Annotated in this window: 13 protein-coding genes; 3 read left to right on the forward strand and 10 right to left on the reverse strand. The window is 72.9% G+C overall.

The window, feature by feature from the left end:
- Positions 1 to 50 precede the first annotated feature (50 nt).
- Entirely contained in the window at positions 51 to 365 is a 315-nt protein-coding gene (locus tag RNC47_RS15080; RefSeq protein WP_311599088.1) for a hypothetical protein, read from the reverse strand.
- Between the two features lie 123 nt (positions 366 to 488).
- Here RNC47_RS15080 and RNC47_RS15085 point away from each other — a divergent pair, with 123 nt between their 5' ends.
- Positions 489 to 2,303, forward strand: a complete 1,815-nt coding sequence (locus RNC47_RS15085) for an ABC transporter ATP-binding protein (protein WP_311599089.1) — start codon at positions 489 to 491, stop codon at positions 2,301 to 2,303.
- Complete coding sequence (locus RNC47_RS15090) at positions 2,300 to 4,150, forward strand: ABC transporter ATP-binding protein (protein ID WP_311599090.1); 1,851 nt, start codon at positions 2,300 to 2,302, stop codon at positions 4,148 to 4,150. Before RNC47_RS15085 ends, RNC47_RS15090 begins: the two co-directional genes overlap by 4 nt.
- Positions 4,151 to 4,276: 126 nt before the next feature.
- Here the strand turns inward: RNC47_RS15090 and glgP are convergent, their stop codons facing one another.
- The 6 genes from glgP to RNC47_RS15120 form a co-directional block, all read right to left on the reverse strand.
- Complete coding sequence (gene glgP, locus RNC47_RS15095) at positions 4,277 to 6,862, reverse strand: alpha-glucan family phosphorylase (RefSeq protein ID WP_311599091.1); 2,586 nt, start codon at positions 6,860 to 6,862, stop codon at positions 4,277 to 4,279.
- A gap of 91 nt (positions 6,863 to 6,953) precedes the next feature.
- Positions 6,954 to 8,051 carry an ABC transporter ATP-binding protein gene (locus RNC47_RS15100; RefSeq protein ID WP_311599092.1) on the reverse strand — a complete coding sequence of 366 codons (1,098 nt, stop codon included), beginning with the start codon at positions 8,049 to 8,051 and terminating at the stop codon, positions 6,954 to 6,956.
- Complete coding sequence (locus tag RNC47_RS15105) at positions 8,048 to 9,067, reverse strand: ABC transporter ATP-binding protein (RefSeq protein ID WP_311599093.1); 1,020 nt, start codon at positions 9,065 to 9,067, stop codon at positions 8,048 to 8,050. Before RNC47_RS15105 ends, RNC47_RS15100 begins: the two co-directional genes overlap by 4 nt.
- A gap of 6 nt (positions 9,068 to 9,073) precedes the next feature.
- Complete coding sequence (locus RNC47_RS15110) at positions 9,074 to 10,045, reverse strand: ABC transporter permease (RefSeq protein ID WP_311599094.1); 972 nt, start codon at positions 10,043 to 10,045, stop codon at positions 9,074 to 9,076.
- Positions 10,045 to 11,049, reverse strand: a complete 1,005-nt coding sequence (locus RNC47_RS15115) for an ABC transporter permease (protein ID WP_311599095.1) — start codon at positions 11,047 to 11,049, stop codon at positions 10,045 to 10,047. Before RNC47_RS15115 ends, RNC47_RS15110 begins: the two co-directional genes overlap by 1 nt.
- A gap of 114 nt (positions 11,050 to 11,163) precedes the next feature.
- Positions 11,164 to 12,837, reverse strand: a complete 1,674-nt coding sequence (locus RNC47_RS15120) for an ABC transporter substrate-binding protein (RefSeq protein ID WP_311599096.1) — start codon at positions 12,835 to 12,837, stop codon at positions 11,164 to 11,166.
- A gap of 254 nt (positions 12,838 to 13,091) precedes the next feature.
- Here RNC47_RS15120 and RNC47_RS15125 point away from each other — a divergent pair, with 254 nt between their 5' ends.
- Positions 13,092 to 13,940: a pectate lyase gene (locus tag RNC47_RS15125; RefSeq protein ID WP_311599097.1), complete on the forward strand. Its 849-nt coding sequence runs from the start codon at positions 13,092 to 13,094 to the stop codon at positions 13,938 to 13,940.
- Here RNC47_RS15125 and RNC47_RS15130 read toward each other — a convergent pair.
- From RNC47_RS15130 to RNC47_RS15140, 3 genes are all read right to left on the reverse strand, one after another.
- Positions 13,931 to 14,710: an ABC transporter ATP-binding protein gene (locus RNC47_RS15130; RefSeq protein WP_311599232.1), complete on the reverse strand. Its 780-nt coding sequence runs from the start codon at positions 14,708 to 14,710 to the stop codon at positions 13,931 to 13,933. The genes RNC47_RS15125 and RNC47_RS15130 overlap by 10 nt on opposite strands.
- Positions 14,711 to 15,152: 442 nt before the next feature.
- Complete coding sequence (locus RNC47_RS15135) at positions 15,153 to 16,217, reverse strand: FecCD family ABC transporter permease (protein ID WP_311599099.1); 1,065 nt, start codon at positions 16,215 to 16,217, stop codon at positions 15,153 to 15,155.
- Positions 16,214 to 17,278, reverse strand: a complete 1,065-nt coding sequence (locus RNC47_RS15140; RefSeq protein WP_311599101.1) for a FecCD family ABC transporter permease — start codon at positions 17,276 to 17,278, stop codon at positions 16,214 to 16,216. Before RNC47_RS15140 ends, RNC47_RS15135 begins: the two co-directional genes overlap by 4 nt.
- Positions 17,279 to 17,304: the final 26 nt, after the last annotated feature.

The raw sequence follows: 17,304 nt of genomic DNA on the forward strand, positions 1-17,304 counted from the left end.
GGGGAAACCTCAACCACGGTGCACCAGCCGCCCACGCAGCGCGATCCGCGCTAGGCGCGCCTCGCCGCGCGGGTCGCGCGGCGGCGGCGGTCGTTGCAGAGGAGGCAGCGGCCCCAGCCGGGCGGCAGCGGGTCGTCCTTGTCGCCGTACAGCGGATCGACCGCACCCCGCGGATGCTCCCGGCAGCCCGTCTCGCCCGGTCCTTCGCTGAGCGACTGCGCCGCCGTCAGGGCCCGCCGCAACGCGTCCACCAGCACCTCGGCCTGCTCCCCCGCCGGCGCCTCCTGGTCGAAGGCGATGTCGGACGCCGTCCGCAGCGCCGCCTGGAGGTCCCGAAGCTCCCGCATCCGTGTCAGCTGACTCATGTCGCACACCCTAAGCACCCGCACCGACAGTCGCCCGGCCCGCGGGTCTAAGGCTGCTCCGCCATCCGACCTAGGGCGAAAACCCGTGGGAACTGTCAGTGCCGGTCCGTAGGCTCGATAGCGATGTCTGCCACAGCCGATTCCCCAGCCCGAAAACGTTCCGTCGTCCGATCCCTGTTGCGGCTGTGGCCGTATGTGCGCCCGGTCAGGGCGCGGGTCTTCACCGCCGCCGGGGTGGCCATCGTGGCCGCCAGCATGGGCCTGGTGATGCCGCTGGTGCTCAAGTGGATCGTGGACGGTCCGGTGAGCGACGGCGACAGCGCCGGCGTGTGGCTGGGCGGCCTGGTGCTGCTGGTGGTCGGCCTGGTCGAGGCCGCGCTCTTCGGGTTGCGTCGCTGGCTGGTGGCCCGCCCGCTCACCCGCGTCGAGGCGGACATGCGTTCCGCGCTCTACCGGCACGTGCAGCGGCTGCCGGTCTCCTTCCACGACCGCTGGCCCACCGGACAGCTGCTCTCGCGCGGCACCGGGGACCTGCAGCTGCTGCGGATGTTCCTGGCCTTCGGCCTCACCTTCCTCATCGTCAACAGCGCCACCATCCTCATCGGCTTCGGCGTCCTGCTCGCCCAGGACTGGGGCCTCGGGCTGGTGCTGATCGCGCCCGTCGTGCCGTTGATCGTCGTCTGCTGGCTCTTCGAGCAGCGGTTCTCGGTGGTCGCGCGCCGTGCGCAGGACCAGGTGGGGGACCTGACCACGGTGGTCGAGGAGTCCATCCTCGGCATCCGGGTCATCAAGGGCTTCGGCCGCCACCGCAGCCAGGCCCGTGCCTTCCGGGAGCTGTCCCGCCAGCTGATGGACACCGAGCTGCACAAGGCCCGGCTGCTCGCGGCGATCTGGCTGGTCATCCTCAGCCTGCCCGAGCTGTTCCTCGGCATCGCGCTGGTGATCGGCGTCGTGCAGGTCTCCGACGGCGCGCTGACCGCCGGCACCCTGGTGGCGTTCATGACCACCGCCATGGCGCTGCGCTGGCCGGTGGAGTCCATCGGCTTCCTGCTGGCGCTGTGCAACGAGGCGGCCACCGCGACCGACCGCTTCTTCGAGGTGATGGACGTCGAGATTCCGGCCGACGCGGCGCCGTCGTCCGGCGCGCCCGCCGTGGGTGAGCGGCGGGACGGCCTCCGCTTCGAGAACGTCGTCTTCCGCTACCCGGACGCGCCGCCCGACAGCCCACCCGTGCTGGACGGCATCGACCTGCACATCAGACCGGGCGAGACCATGGCCCTGGTCGGCGGCACCGGCAGCGGCAAGACCACGCTGATCGCCCTGGTCCCCCGGCTGCACGAGGTCACCGAGGGCCGCATCACCCTCGACGGCGTCGACATCGCGGGCCTGTCGCGGGACGAGGTGCGGCGGCGGGTCGCCGTCGCGTTCGAGGAGCCGACGCTGTTCTCCGCGTCCGTCGCGGAGAACGTGCGGATGGGCAGCCCGGAGTCCGGCGACGAGGACCTGGCGCGCGCGCTGCGGGTCAGCCAGGCGGACGGCTTCGTCGGCGCGCTGCCGGCCGGCGGCGAGACGCAGGTCGGCGAGCAGGGGCTCAGCCTCTCCGGCGGCCAGCGGCAGCGCCTGGCGCTGGCCCGCGCCGTCATCGGCCAGCCCGGCTTCCTGGTGCTCGACGACCCGCTCTCCGCGCTCGACGTGCACACCGAGGCCCGGGTCGAGGCCGCCCTGCGCGAGGTCCTGGCCACCACCACGGCGCTGGTGGTCGCCCACCGGCCGTCCACGGTGCAGCTGGCCGACCGGGTCGCGCTGCTGTCCGGCGGCAGGATCGCCGCCGTCGGCACCCACACCGAGCTGCTGCACGGCAACGCGGAGTACCGGTACCTGATGACCGGTGAGCGCGCCGAGGAACACGACGCCTACAGCGAGGTCGCCGCGCGATGACCACCACCCTGGACACCCCGGACGAGAAGCAGCGGGACGAGCGGCCGGCGGCCGAGTCCGACCCGCTGGCCCAGGACACCCTCCCGTCGCCCAAGGGCGCCTCGCGCCGCCTCCTCGGCTCGCTGCTGCGGCCCTACCGGGGCCGGGTCGTGCTCGCCGCCGTGCTGCTGCTCACCCAGCAGGCGGCGGTGCAGGCCGTGCCGCTGCTGGTCGCCTACGCGATCGACAGCGGCGTGCCCGCGCTGCGCGAGGACGACAACGGCCCGCTGATCGCCGTCGCCGTGGCCTACCTGCTGTGCGCCCTGGGCGCCGGCGTGCTGCAGGCCGTGTTCATCCGGATCTCGGCCCGGATCAACCAGAACGTGCTGCTCGAACTGCGCGGCCGCATCTACCGGCACGCCCAGGCGCTCAGCCTCGACTTCCACGACCGCTACACCTCGGGCCGGCTGATCTCCCGCTCCACCAGCGACGTCCAGTCGCTGCGCGAGCTGCTGAACGAGGGCCTCCAGGAGATGCTCAACATCCTGGTGTCCATCGTCTACATCGGCGGCCTGCTGCTCTACCTGGACCTGGGCCTCGGCGGGGCGGCGCTGCTCTCGTTCGTCCCGCTCTACCTGCTGGTGCGCAGCTTCAGGAAGCGCTCGGCCGAGCGCTTCCTGCGCCGGTCGACGGCGATCGCGGCGGTGATCGTCAAGTTCTCCGAGACGCTCAACGGGATACGGCCGGTCAAGGCGTTCCGCCGTGAGCAGGCCAACGACGAGGACTTCGAGCGGCTCAACCGCACGCACGAGCGGGTCAACGGCGACACGATCCTGGAGATGGCCAGGTTCGTGGTGCTCTCCCGGCTGATCGCGGCGGTCGCGGTGGCGGGGATCGTGCTGTGGGGCGCGCAGCGGGTGGCCTCCGGCGACCTGGAGCTGGGCGCGCTGGCCGCCGGCGCGCTCTACATCCGGCGGCTCTACGACCCGCTGGACCGCTTCGCGATGATCCTCAACAACTACCAGTCGGCGGTGGCCTCGCTGGACAAGATCGCCGGGCTGCTGGCCCAGCGGCCCGACGTCCCCGAGCCGGAGCGGCCGGTCGAGCTGCCGGCCCGCGCGGCGGGGCAGCCGGGCCGCGAGGTGGTCTTCGACGACGTCCGCTTCGCCTACCGGACGGGCGGCGAGGTGCTGCCGAGGTTCTCGCTGACGGTGCCGGCCGGCCAGACCACGGCGCTGGTGGGCGCCACGGGCGCGGGCAAGTCGACGCTGGCCAAGCTGCTCGCCAGGTTCTACGACCCGACCGAGGGCCGGGTGCTGCTCGACGGCACGGACCTGCGGGACCTGAGCATGCCGGAGCTGCGGCGCGGGGTGGTGATGGTGACCCAGGAGGCGTTCCTGTTCTCCGGGACGGTCGCGGAGAACATCGCGCTCGGCAAGCCGGACGCGACCAGGGACGAGATCGAGCGGGCCGCGAAGGCGATCGGCGCGCACGACTTCATCAGCTCGCTGCCGGAGGGCTACGACACGGACGTCCGCAAGCGGGGCGGCCGCATCTCGGCCGGCCAGCGGCAGCTGGTGGCGTTCGCGCGGGTGGTGCTGGCCGACCCGTCGGTGGTGATCCTCGACGAGGCGACGTCCTCGCTGGACATCCCGGGCGAGAAGGCGGTGCAGGACGCGATGGTGACGGTCCTCCAGGGCCGGACGGCGATGGTGATCGCGCACCGGCTCTCCACGGTGGTGATCGCGGACCGGGTCCTGGTCATGGACGCCGGCCGCATCGTGGAGGACGGCCCCCCTGACGAACTGATCGCCGGCGAGGGCCAGTTCTCGTCCCTCCACCGCGCCTGGCGCGACAGCCTGGCCTAGGCGCGGCCCGCTTGGCCACGGACGGAGTTCCCCCACCCACCCGCCCTCTTTCGCGCTCCGCGCGGGAGGGCGGGTGGGTGGGCGCGGCATGGCCGCCGGCCAAGCGGCCAGCGGAAGCGCGTCCGTTCAGGATTCCGCCAGGAGCGCGTTCTCGCCGTCTGGGAGGCGCGTCAGGCCCAGTTCGGGGCGGGCGGCCAGCAGCGGGTGCGTGGGGAGGACGCGGACCGTGTAGCCGAAGGGGCCGGTCCGGTGGAGGGGGAGTTCGCCGGTGTAGGTCCAGCGTCCCGACAGGTCGGGGCCGCCCTCCGGCTTGAGGGAGACATAGACCGGATCGGCCAGCGTGTCGTCCCCGTTGACCCGCCCCGTCACGGCCTGGACCTCGACGGCCGAGGGCTCCAGGTCGCCGAGGGCCACCCGCACCCGCAGGGACACCGTGCCGCCGAGCGTCGGCGGTTCGGCGCCCGGTTCGACGTGGTCGACGGCCACCCGCGGCCACTCGCGCCGCATCCGCGCCGCGTAGGCGGCGAGTTCGCCGGCCGCCTCGGCGGTCAGCGCCCGGTGGGCGCGCGCCGCCGGCGCGTAGTAGTCGGAGATGTACTCCCGCAGCATCCGTTCGGCCGGCACCAGCGGGCCGAGCCGGTCGAGGGTGGCGCGCACCATCTCGATCCAGCGGGTCGGCACGCCTCCGCCGCCCAGGCCCCGGTCGTAGAAGCAGGGGGTGACCTGCTCGGCGAGCAGCCGGTAGAGCGCCGCGGCCTCCAGCGCGTCGCGCCGTTCCGGTTCGGTGGCGGCCAGCCCGTCGGCGGTGGGGATCTCCCAGCCGAAGTCGGGGTCGAACCACTCGTCCCACCAGCCGTCGCGCACCGAGAGGTTGAGGCCGCCGTTGAGCGCGGACTTCATGCCCGAGGTGCCGCACGCCTCGAGCGGGCGCAGCGGGTTGTTGAGCCAGACGTCGCAGCCGGCGTAGAGCGAGCGGGCCATGGCCATGCCGTAGTCGGGGAGGAAGACGATGCGGTGCCGCACCTCGGGGTCGTCGGCGAACCTGACGAGTTCCTGGATGAGCCGCTTACCGCCGTCGTCGGCGGGGTGGGCCTTGCCGGCGACCACGATCTGGACGGGGCGTTCCGGGTGCAGCAGCAGCGACCGCAGCCGGTCGCGGTCGTGCAGCATCAGGGTGAGCCGCTTGTAGGAGGGGACGCGGCGGGCGAAGCCGAGGGTGAGGACATCGGGGTCGAGGACGCCGTCCACCCAGCCCAGTTCGGCCTGTCCCGCGCCGCGCTGCCGCCAGGCGGCGCGCAGTCTGGCGCGTACCTCGTGCACGAGTTGTTCGCGCAGGGTGCGGCGGAGTTCCCACAGTTCGGCGTCGCCGAGGTCGGCGTGGTGGGCGCGCTGCATGGCGTCGGCGGTCCAGGTGGGCGCGTGCACCCCGTTGGTGACGGAGCCGATCGGCACCTCCTCGGGGTCGAAGCCGGGCCACAGGCCGGCGAACATGGCGCGGCTGACGCTGCCGTGCAGCAGCGAGACGCCGTTGGCGCGCTGGGCGGTGCGCAGCCCGAGCACGGCCATGTTGAACTGCGGGGGGCCCGCGAGGCCGGGGTCGGTGACGTCGGTGCCGGCGATGGCCGCCGGTTCGCGGCCGAGGCCGAGGAGCGCCTGCTGGTCGATGGTGGCGAGTTCGGCTCCCTCGCCGAAGTGGCGGGCCACCAGGTCCTCGGAGAAGCGGTCGATGCCGGCCGGCACGGGGGTGTGGGTGGTGAAGACGGTGCCGGCCCGCACGGCGTGCAGGGCGGCGTCGAAGTCGACGCCGTACTCGCCGAGTTCGCGGATGCGCTCGGGGCCGAGGAAGCCGGCGTGACCCTCGTTCATGTGGAAGACCTCGGGCTCGGCGTGGCCGGTGATCCGGCAGAACGCGCGGACCGCGCGGACGCCGCCGATGCCGAGGAGCATCTCCTGGAGGAGCCGGTGTTCGCCGCCGCCGCCGTAGAGCCGGTCGGTGACGTCGCGTTCGGCGGGGCCGTTCTCGGCGAGGGTGGAGTCGAGCAGCAGCAGTGGGACGCGGCCGACCCGTACCTGCCAGATCCGGGCGGTGAGGGTGCGGCCGCCGGGCAGCGCGAGCCGCACCAGGGCGGGGCCGCCGTCCGGTTCACGCAGCGGCGTGAGGGGCAGCTCGTGCGGGTCGACGACGGGGTAGTGCTCCTGCTGCCAGCCGTCGGGCGAGAGGCTCTGCCGGAAGTAGCCGTGCCGGTAGAGGAGGCCGACGCCGATGACGGGGGCGCCGAGGTCGCTGGCGGCCTTGAGGTGGTCGCCGGCGAGGATGCCGAGGCCGCCCGAGTACTGGGGCAGCGCGGCGGTGATGCCGAACTCGGGTGAGAAGTAGGCGATGGCGCGCGGGAGTTCGCCGCCGCTCTGGGCGTCGGCCGCTTGGTACCAGCGGGGTTCCGTCAGGTAGTCGCCGAGGTCGCCGGCGGCCAGGTCGAGGCGGCGCAGGAAGCCGCGGTCGGTGGCGAGCTCGGCGAGCCGGTCGGCGTCGACGGAGCCGAGCAGCCGCACCGGGTCCTCGCCGGCGGCCTGCCAGCCGGCCGGGTCGACGGAGCGCAGCAGTTCACGGGTGTCGGGGTGCCAGGACCAGCGCAGGTTGAACGCCAGTTCGTGCAGGGGTCGGAGGGGTTCGGGGAGGACGGGGCGTACGGAGAAGCGACGGATGGCCTTCACAGCGCACGACCGTAGCGGGACGAAGCGGGCGGTCACGGTGGATCCCGGCCCAAGCGGTCGGAATCCACCCGTAAACCACCCCCGGGGACCATCAGGACGTGGTCGCCACCGGCTCCTCTCCCCCACCGGCCTGGCCCGGGACGCCGGCCGGCACCTCCTTCAGCACCGGGGGCGCGAGGTCCCTGGTCGGCTGGATGGTGCCGTCGGCGATCTCGGCCGCGTAGTGGCAGGCCACCCGGTGCCCGCCGCCCAGGTCGGTCAGCGAAGGCCGCTCGGTGTCGCAGCGCTCCGGCTGCCGCCACGGGCAGCGGGTGTGGAAGCGGCAGCCGGCAGGCGGGTTGGCCGGGGACGGCAGGTCGCCGCGGAGCAGGATGCGCTCCCTGCTGTCCTCGACGTCCGGGTCGGGGACCGGCACCGCCGACATCAGCGCCCGCGTGTACGGGTGGCGCGGCTCGGCGTAGAGCGTGTCGCTGGGCGCCTCCTCGACGAGCGAGCCCAGGTACATCACGCCGATGCGGTCCGAGATGTGCCGGACCACGGCCAGGTCGTGGGCGATGACCAGGTAGGTCAGGCCGAGCGCGTCCTGGAGCTCCTCCAGCAGGTTGAGCACCTGCGCCTGGATGGAGACGTCGAGCGCGGACACCGGCTCGTCGCAGATGATCAGGTCGGGTTCGAGCACCAGCGCCCTGGCGATGCCGATGCGCTGCCGCTGGCCGCCGGAGAACTCGTGCGGGTAGCGGGAGAGCGCCCCGGCGGGCAGGCCGACCCGGCGGAGGATCTCGACGATCTTCTTCCGGCGCTCCTCGCGGGTGGCGCCGATGCCGTGCGCCGCCATGCCCTCGGCCAGGATGGACTCGATGTTCTGCCGGGGGTTGAGGCTGCCGAGCGGGTCCTGGAAGACCATCTGCAGCCGGTGCCTGGTGCGGCGCATCTCCTCGTCGGGCAGCGCGGCCAGGTCGGTGCCGTCGAAGACGACGCGCCCCGAGGTGATGTCGTTCAGCCGCAGCACGGCGCGGCCGAGCGTCGTCTTGCCGCAGCCGGACTCGCCGACCAGGCCGTAGGTCTGGCCGGCCTCGATGGTGAGCGAGACGCCGTCGACGGCTTGGACGTGGCCGACGACGCGGTCGAAGAGCACGCCCCGCCGTACGGGGAAGTACACCTTCACGTCGTCCAGTTCGAGCAGGCTCATACCGCGGCCTCCGTCGCCTCGGTCGTGGTGGTCACCGGGTTGACGCAGCGCACCTCGTGGCCGGGGTTACCGGCGTCCGGGGCGCCGCCGAGCGGGGAGAGCCCGGGGGTGCCCTGGAGGCATTCGAGCGTGTAGAAGTCGCAGCGCGGCGCGAAGGCGCAGCCGTCCGCCCAGTCGATCCGGTCGTTGATGGAGCCCCGGATGGGGTTGAGCCGGTCGCCGCGCGGCGCGTCGAGGCGCGGGATGGAGCCGAGCAGGCCGTGCGCGTACGGGTGGGCGGGGGCGGCGAACAGCGGGCGGCGGTCCGCGGCCTCCACCACCTTGCCGGCGTACAGCACGTTGACCCGGTCGCACAGGCCCGCGACCACGCCCAGGTCGTGAGTGATCATCAGCAGCGCGGTGCCCTGCTGGTCGACCAGTTCCTTGAGCAGCTCCAGGATCTGCGCCTGGATGGTGACGTCGAGCGCGGTGGTCGGCTCGTCCGCGATCAGCAGCCGGGGGGCGCAGGCCACCGCCATGGCGATCAGCGCGCGCTGCCGCATGCCGCCGGACAGCTGGTGCGGGTACTCCTTGAGGCGCCGCGTGGGGTCGGGGATGCCGACCCGGTCCAGGAGGTTGGCGGCCTCCTTGCGGGCCGCGGCGCCGCGCAGCCCGCGGTGCCGCTGGAGGATCTCGGTGACCTGGACGCCGATGGGCACCACCGGGTTCAGCGAGGACAGCGGGTCCTGGAAGATCATCGCCAGCTGGCTGCCGCGCAGGTCGCGCATCGCGGCGGGCCGCAGCGACAGCAGGTCGGTGCCGTCGAAGACGGCCCGGCCGCCGATCGTCACGCCCCGGCCGGGCAGCAGGCCCATCAGGGCCAGCGAGGTGACGCTCTTGCCGCAGCCGGACTCGCCGACCAGGCCGACCACCTCGCCCTGGTCCACGGCGAAGGACACCCCGGCCACCGCCTGGGTGCCGGACCCGCCGCGGCCGGCGAAGGTCACCGTCAGTTCGTCCACATCAAGCAGGGACATGCCGCATCAGCTCCGCAGTCTCGGGTCGAGCGCCTCGCGCATGGCCTCCCCGAGCAGGGTGAAGCCGAGGGCGGTGATGATGATGCCGAGCGCCGGGTAGACGGCCATCATCGGCTCCTGGTCGAAGAACCGCTGCGCCTGGGCGAGCATCACGCCCCACTCGGGTTGCGCGGCGTCCGGGTTGCCGAGGCCCAGGTAGGAGAGGGCCGCCGCCTCGATGATGGCGGTGGCGAGCGCCAGCGTGGACTGGACGATCAGCGGGCCGAGCGAGTTGGGCAGCACGTGGGCCAGCACGATGCGCCGCCGGCGCACGCCGAGCGCGCGGGCCGCCAGCACGTAGTCGGCGTTGGCCTGGGCGAGCATCGAGCCCCGCAGCAGCCGGGCGAAGATCGGGATCTGTGCCACGCCGACGGCGATCATCACCGTGGTCAGGGACTGGCCCAGGATGGCGGCGATCGACACCGCGAGCAGCAGCGAGGGCAGCGCCAGCATCATGTCGATCAGCCGCATCAGCACGGTGTCGATCCGCTGCCCGAGCCGGCCGCCGAAGGCGAGCGCGGCTCCGGAGACGCCGCCCACGAGGGCTCCGGCGGCGAAGGCGAGCACCGTGGAGACGACGCCGACCAGCAGCGTCTGCCGGGTGCCTTCCAGCAGTCGGGAGAACAGGTCGCGGCCGAGGTGGTCGAGGCCGAGCCAGTTGTCGCCGCGCGGCCCGACGAACTCGCCGCGGTTGACGAAGACCTCGTCCCGCCACGTCTGGGCGGTGGGGCTGTAGGGGGCGATCCAGGGCCCGACGATGGCGAGCACGACGAAGACGGCCATGATGCCGCCGCCGATCATCGCCATCTTGCTGCGCCGCAGCCGGCGCAGCGCCTCCACCCACAGGCTGGCGCCGCTGGCCGTCTCGGTGTTGGCGGTCAGCTCGGCGAGCCGGTCGATCTTGTCGACCTTCCTGGGATTCGGGGTCGTGGTGCTCATCAGTTCACCCGCACTCTCGGGTCGATCAGGCTGTAGGCCAGGTCGACCAGCAGGTTGATGGCCACGTACAGCAGCGCGATGAAGAGGATGAAGCCCATCAGCACCGGGTAGTCGCGGGCGTCGATGGCGTCCCTGATGAAGGAGCCGATGCCGCCGAAGGCGAAGACGGACTCGGTCAGCACGGCGCCGGACAGCAGCGAGCCGGTGAGCAGGCCGACCGTGGTGACGACGGGCAGCAGCGCGTTGCGCAGCACGTGCCGGCCGCGCACGACGCGCCGGGCGATGCCCTTGGACTCCGCGGTGCGCACGTAGTCCTCACCCAGCACCTCGAGCACGCTGGCGCGGGTGATGCGGACGATGACGGCGAGCGGGATGGAGGAGAGCGCGAGGGCCGGCAGTATCAGGTGTTCGACGGCGTCCCAGGACGCGTCCCACTCGCCGGTCAACAGCCCGTCGAGCACGTAGAAGCCGGTGACCTCGGTGGCGTTGATGCCGGTGGACTGGCGGCCGAAGCTGGGCAGCCAGCCGAGGTTGACCGCGAAGACGGCGCGCAGGATGAAGCCGAGGAAGAAGACCGGGATGCAGATGCCGATCAGCGACCCGGAGACGGCGCCGACGTCGAGCCAGCTGCCGCGCCGGCGGGCGGCGAAGTAGCCCAGCGGGATGCCGACGACGACGGCGATCAGCATCGCGGACAGGGCGAGTTCGACGGTGGCGGGGAAGCGCTGGGTGAACTCCTCCAGGACCGGCCGGCCGGTGCGCACCGAGGCGCCGAAGTCGAACTGGACGAGGCGTTCCATCCAGTGGGCGTACTGCACCCAGACGGGGTCGTTGAGGCCGAGCGCCTCCTCGATCTGCCGCCGGCTGGCCTCGGTGGCGCGCTCGCCGAGGAGCGCGGAGGCCGGGCCGCCCGGCAGGCGGTGCAGCCACAGAAAGAGCAGAACCGACAGGCCCAACAGCGTGGGTACCACCTGGAGGAGCCTGCGGACGATGAGACGGAGCACCGAAGGGCTCCCCCTTCCCTGACAGAGAGCCGCCCGGCCACGGGGTGCCGCGGCCGGGCGGGCTTACCTTGAGCCTTGGTCTGTGAGCCTTGGTCTGTTGGCTTGGCTACCTGGCTACTTGAAGGAGACCTCCGCGAAGTTCTCCTGGGTCAGCGGGGACACCGTCGGCGGGTTGACGTCGGGCGAGAAGGCTATGGACGGCGGCGAGCTGGAGATCGGCACGCCGGGCAGGTAGTCCATGATGTACTCGTTGGCCTCCTGGTAGAGGCCGACCCGGGTGTCGACGTCGGGCTCGGTGGACGCCTCGGCCAGCAGGTCGAAGAGCTCCTGGTTCTCGAAGCCCCACTCGCGTGAGTAGTCGGCGAACCAGGTGCCGAGGAAGTTGTAGGCGTCGTTGAAGTCGCCGGTCCAGCCCAGCAGGTAGATGCCACAGCCGCCGTCGCGGGTGGTCTCCTGGTAGTCCGGGTTCCACTTGAGCGCGACCGGGTTGACGGTGATGCCCACGGCCTCCAGGTCGGCGCGCAGCAGCTCGTAGATGTCGGCGGGGGCCGGCATGTACGGGCGGGTGACCTCGGTCGGGTAGCAGAAGTCGACGGTCAGGTCCTCGGCCCCGGCGTCGGCGAGCAGCTGCCGCGCCAGCTCGGGGTCGTGTTCGTACGTGGTCACGTTCTCGGAGTAGCCGTCGATCGTGTCCGGCACGAACTGGGTGGCCACCACGCCGCCCTCGGGCAGCTGGGTGTTGACGATGTTCTCGCGGTCCATGGCGTGGGCGATGGCCTGCCGCACCTCGAGCTGCTCCAGGGCGGGGTTGTTCTCCTGGGTGATGCCGAGGTAGAGGATGTTGAACACGCCGCGGACCGGAACCTGGAAGCCGTCCGCCTCCAGCGTCTCGACGTCGGCCGGGGCCACCAGGTCGTAGCCGTGGATGTCGCCGGCCTGGAGCGCCTGGCGCCGCGCGTCCTCCTCGGGGATGGTGCGGAACACCAGCTCCTCGACGCCGGCCGCCTCACCCCAGTAGTCGTCGAACCGCTCCAGGGTGATCTCGCCGTTGCTCTTGTTCCACTCGGAGACCCGGAACGGACCGGTGCCGGAGACGATCCCGGCCTCCTGGCTGTAGTTCGGGAAGGTGATGTTCTCGCCCTCGCCGCTCGGGTTGTCCTCGGCCATGGCCTCGATGGCGGTCGGGGACTGGATGGCGAAGGACTGGAGCGAGAATCCGCCCGGGTAGTTCGCCGAGGGCTCGGCGACCTCGATGACGGCGGTCAGCTCGTCGGGGGCGGTGCAGCCCACGTAGTTGGGGGGCGGGGTCTCGTCGCTCTCGTTCTCGGCGAATCCGCCGAACACCGTCTGCCAGTAGTAGGACAGGGTGGTGTTCTGGTAGGTGCCGCTCCAGTTGTACCAGCGGTCGAAGTTCTGGCAGACGACCTCACCGGTCAGCTCGTCGCCGTCGTGGAAGGTGACCCCGTCCCGCAGCTGGAACGTCCACTCGGTGCCGGCCTCGTTGCTCTCCCAGCTCTCCGCGAGGCCGGGGACCATCTCGGTGCCGCCGGGCTCGTGTTCGATCAGGGTCTCGAAGACCTGGCGGGTGACCCGGAAGGTCTCGCCGTCGCTGCCCAGGGCGGGATCGAGGGCGGCGGGATCGCCCGCGGCGCCGAAGACGAAGGTCTCGGAGCCTCCTGACGGGCCATCGTCGTCGTCGCGCTCACTGGCGCAGCCGGCCGCTATCAGGCCGATCGCGAGAACGGCCGCGAATGCCCGTGCGGCGGCCTTGGGTCTTGCTGTGCGCATCGTCCACCTCAGTGGGTTGGCGGTGGTAAGACGTTCCGGTGGACGGCACATTACTGCTCTAGTACATACCAGGGAACCGCGCGTAGAACGGCGATACCGAGCTGAGATCTTGCCGTCAAAAGGCGGACAATTCCGTTTGTTTCCGCTTCGGTTCCGGAGTTTCACGGGAATTCTTCTGTCTCGGCAACCTCAGGACCATCCGGCGGCAACACCACGGTGACAATCCACCCCCACGAGAGCTATTGGAGCGTCACGTGTCATCCCCACATCGCCACCTCGGTACCCGAGGCGTCCGGTCGCTGCTGTCGATCGGACTCGCCGCGCTGCTCGCCGCCACCGGTCTCACCACGCTGGCCGGCGGTGCCGGCGCCGAGGAGCCGGCCGCCGCGGCCCCCGCCCTGGAACGGCCGCTGGCCGCCGACTTCCCCACCCCGACCGACGAGATCGTCGTCCACGAGACCATCCTGGTCGACGAGCCGTTCGACGGCGGGAACGTCCGCTACGTGCCCGGCCCCGAGTTGGGCGCGGGCGACCAGGACGAGGACCAGCTGCCGGTCTTCCGCGTCGAGGACGGCGGCTCGCTGTCCAACGTCATCATCGGCTCGCCAGGCGTGGACGGCGTGCACTGCTACGACAGCTGCACGCTGACCAACGTCTGGTGGGAGAACATCGGCGAGGACGCCGCCACCTTCAGGGGCGGCGACGGCTCGCAGTTCACGGTCGCCGGCGGCGCGGCGGTGGCCGGCGACGACAAGGTGTTCCAGCACAACGGCGGCGGCACGCTGACGGTGCGGAACTTCGTGGCCGAGGACTTCGCGACCCTGGTCCGCTCGTGCGGCAACTGCTCGACGCAGTACCAGCGCGACATCGTGCTGGACGGCGTCGAGGTGACGGTGCCCGCCGACCGCCTCGTCGGCATCAACGAGAACTACGGGGACACCGCCACCCTGCGGAACGTCACGATCGTCGGCGACTCGGGCCGGGACGTCGTGCCCTGCCAGAGGTACATCGGCAACGACGACGGCGACGAACCCGACGAGTCGGGCGCCGACGCGGACGGCACCTACTGCCGCTACTCGGCCTCGGACATCACCTACCGCTGACCGAGGCCCGCGCGACGGCCGCCCTCCGGGATCACCAGCGGGGTCCCGGCGACCGGGCAGGCGATCACCGCGGCCCGCAGGCCGAACACGTCCGCCACGAGCTCGGGCGTGACGATCTCCCCCGGCGACCCGGCGGCCACCACGCGTCCGTCGCGCATCGCGATCAGGTGGTCGGCGTAGCGGCAGGCGAGGTTCAGCTCGTGCAGCACCATGACGACCGTCCTGCCGTCGTCCCGGTTCAGGCCCGCGACGAGTTCGAGGACGTCGACCTGGTGCGCGAGGTCGAGGTAGGTGGTCGGCTCGTCGAGCAGCAGCACGCCGGTGTCCTGGGCCAGCGCCATGGCGATCCACACGCGCTGGCGCTGGCCCCCCGACAGCTCGTCGATGGACCGCTCGGCGAGCTCGGCGCTGCCGGTCGCCGCGAGGGCGGCGTCCACCACGGCCTCGTCCTCGCGCGACCACTGCCGCCACCACCGCTGGTGCGGGGTGCGGCCGCGCGCCACCAGGTCCCGCACGGTGATCCCGTCGGGCGCGGCCGGGCTCTGCGGCAACAGCGCGAGCCGCTGCGCGAGTTCGCGCGCCGGGAGGCGCGCGATGTCGGCGCCGTCCAGGTGGACGGCGCCGGCCGACGGCCTGAGCAGCCGCGCCAGCGCGCGCAGCGCGGTCGACTTCCCACAGGCGTTGGGCCCCACCAACGCGGTGACGACCCCACCGGGGATCTCCAGGTCGAGCCCCTCGGCAACCACCCGCTCCCCGTACCCGAGCCGCAGCCGCTCCCCTGCGAGCGCGGCGCCAACGCCGCCGTTGGCGCCGGGCGAGCCGACCGGTGCGGGCGTGCGGCCGAGGCGGTCCGAGCCGGCCGCCCCGGCCTGCGGCCGGACCGCCGACCCGGCAGAGCCGGACCCCACCTCGCCGGCGGGCGCAGCCACGCCGGCCGAAGGGCCGGCCGAGCCGGATCCGGCAGGCGTGGGCGCCGAGCCTGGCTCGCCGCCAGGCGAGCCGGCGGCACCGGGCGGCGGGCCGGCCACGTCGGACCCGGCTTCGCCGGCGCCGACAGGCGCCGGCACCGAGCCGGGCTCACCATCCGGCGCGACGACACCCGACGCCCGGCCAGCAGCGCCGGCCGCCGCCTCGATGGCGCCAACGGCGCCATCGGCGTCGCCCGGTGGCGGGATGTGGTTGGACGCCGCTTCACCCAACGGTAGTGACACGTCAGCCTCCCCTTCCGGCCCGGTTGGCGCGGGCCAGGAGCAGTAGCAGGTAGGGGGCGCCGACGGCGCCGGTGATGATGCCGACCGGGAGTTCGATCGGGTCGAGGACGAGCCGTGCGGCCAGGTCGGCGAGGACCAGGAGCGCCGCGCCGGTGAGGCCGCTGGTGATCAGGGGGATGCCGGCCGTGCCGGCGAGGCGGCGGGCGATGTGTGGCGCGCCGAGGGCGACGAAGGCGACCGGTCCGGCCGCCGAGGTGGCGAGCGCCGCGAGGCAGGTGGCGAGCACCAGCAGCGCGATCCGGGCGCGGGCGAGCGGCATGCCGAGGCCGCGCGCGGTGTCGTCGTCGAACTGGAGCAGTTGGTAGGGCCGGATCAGCGCCAGCGTGAGCGGGACGAGGAGCAGCAGCGCGAGCCCGGCCCAGCGGACGTGTTCGTAGCCGCGGCCGTTGAGGCTGCCGGTGAGCCAGACCATGGCGCGGGCGGCCTGGTCGATGTCGGCGCGGGCCAGCATCCAGCGGGTGAGCGCGGCCAGCGCCCCGTTGACCGCGATGCCGACGAGCACGAAGCGGTAGCCGGTGACGGTGCCGCCCCGGTAGGCGAGCAGGTAGATGAGCGTGGCGGCGGCCAGCGCGCCGGCCAGGGCGCCGAAGGGGACGGCGCCGAAGCTGGCGGCGCCGGCCGCCGTGACGCCGCCGAACATGATGGTGAGGACGGCGCCCGCGCCGGCGCCCGCCGAGACGCCGATCAGGTCGGGGCTGGCCAGCGGGTTGCGGGTGACGGCCTGGTAGACCGCGCCGGCCAGGCCGAACGCGGCGCCGGCGAGCACCGCGGTCAGCGCGCGCGGCAGCCGCAGGTCGTGGACGATCAGCCGGGCGTCGGCGGGACCACCGCCGAAGAGCGCGCCGAGCACGTCGCCGACCGGGATGGCGAAGGTGCCGAAGGAGACCGAGGCGACAAGGCCGACGAAGCCGGTGGCCACCAGCAGGCCGACGGTGAGCGCCACCCGTGCCCGCAGGCGGGCGCCGACGGGGCCGACGGTCAGGCGCAGTTCGCGTGTGGCGCTCATCGGGTGTGCTCCCGCAGCTTGCCGCGCTTGACCAGCAGCGCGAGGAAGGGGGCGCCGACGAGCGCGGTGACCACGCCGGCCTCCAGTTCGGCGGGGCGGGCGACGACGCGGCCGATGACGTCGGCGCCGAGCAGCAGCACCGCGCCACCGAGCGCGGAGCACGGCACCAGCCAGCGGGCGTCGGGCCCGGTGAAGGCGCGCACGACGTGCGGCACGACGAGCCCGACGAAGGTGACGGGTCCGCAGGCGGCCACGGCGGCGCCGGTGAGCACGATGACGGCGACGGCGCCCAGCGCCCGCGTGGTCCTGACGCGGGTGCCCAGCGTGGTGGCCAGGTCGTCGCCGAGGGCCAGGGCGTTGAGCCGGCCGCTGAGCGCGACGGCGAGCAGCAGGCCGACGAGCACGAACGCGGCGAGCTGCGGGGCGAGGTCGGGGTCGCGGCCGGCCAACGAGCCGACGGCCCAGGCGCGGTACTGGTCGAGGGTGCGGACGTCGAGCAGCACCAGCGCGTTGGTGAAGGCGTCGAGCAGCACGGTGACCGCCGCGCCGGCCAGCGCCAGTTTGGCGGGGGTGGCGCCGCCGTAGCCGGTGCCACCGATGGTGTAGGCGAGGACGCCGGCCAGGGCGCCGCCCAGGAAGGCGAACCAGATGTACTGGTAGGAGTGGGTGAGGCCGAGCAGCCCGATGCCGGCGGCGACGGCGAACGAGGCGCCCGCGCTGACCCCGATGAGCCCGGGGTCGCCGAGCGGGTTGCGGGTGATGTCCTGGGCGACGGCGCCCGCCGCGCCCAGCGCGAGCCCGGCGAGCAGCCCGAGCAGGGTGCGCGGCACGCGGAGTTCGGCGACCACCACCGCGTCGCCCTCCTCGCTGCCGGTGAGGGCGGCCAACACGTCGGAGAGCGGTACCGACTTGGTGCCGATGGCCAGGGAGGCGCAGCAGACGACGAGGAGCGCGAGAAACAGGACCGGGAGCGCCAGCGCGCGCCGGGCGCGCGGCGGTCCCGGCGGGGAGGAGGGTGGCGGCTTCGCGGCCACGGGGACGGGTGCGGGCTTCAGGTGCACCAGGACACGGTAAGGGAAACCTAACT

Source organism: Streptomyces millisiae, assembly GCF_031845425.1.
GTDB lineage: Bacteria > Actinomycetota > Actinomycetes > Streptomycetales > Streptomycetaceae > Streptomyces > Streptomyces millisiae.

Coding starts and splice junctions, on each gene's coding strand:
- RNC47_RS15080 (WP_311599088.1), bottom strand. CDS start 365: ATGAGTCAGCTGACACGGATGCGGGAGCTTCGGGACCTCCAGGCGGCG.
- RNC47_RS15085 (WP_311599089.1), top strand. CDS start 489: ATGTCTGCCACAGCCGATTCCCCAGCCCGAAAACGTTCCGTCGTCCGA.
- RNC47_RS15090 (WP_311599090.1), top strand. CDS start 2,300: ATGACCACCACCCTGGACACCCCGGACGAGAAGCAGCGGGACGAGCGG.
- RNC47_RS15100 (WP_311599092.1), bottom strand. CDS start 8,051: ATGAGCCTGCTCGAACTGGACGACGTGAAGGTGTACTTCCCCGTACGG.
- RNC47_RS15105 (WP_311599093.1), bottom strand. CDS start 9,067: ATGTCCCTGCTTGATGTGGACGAACTGACGGTGACCTTCGCCGGCCGC.
- RNC47_RS15110 (WP_311599094.1), bottom strand. CDS start 10,045: ATGAGCACCACGACCCCGAATCCCAGGAAGGTCGACAAGATCGACCGG.
- RNC47_RS15120 (WP_311599096.1), bottom strand. CDS start 12,837: ATGCGCACAGCAAGACCCAAGGCCGCCGCACGGGCATTCGCGGCCGTT.
- RNC47_RS15135 (WP_311599099.1), bottom strand. CDS start 16,217: ATGAGCGCCACACGCGAACTGCGCCTGACCGTCGGCCCCGTCGGCGCC.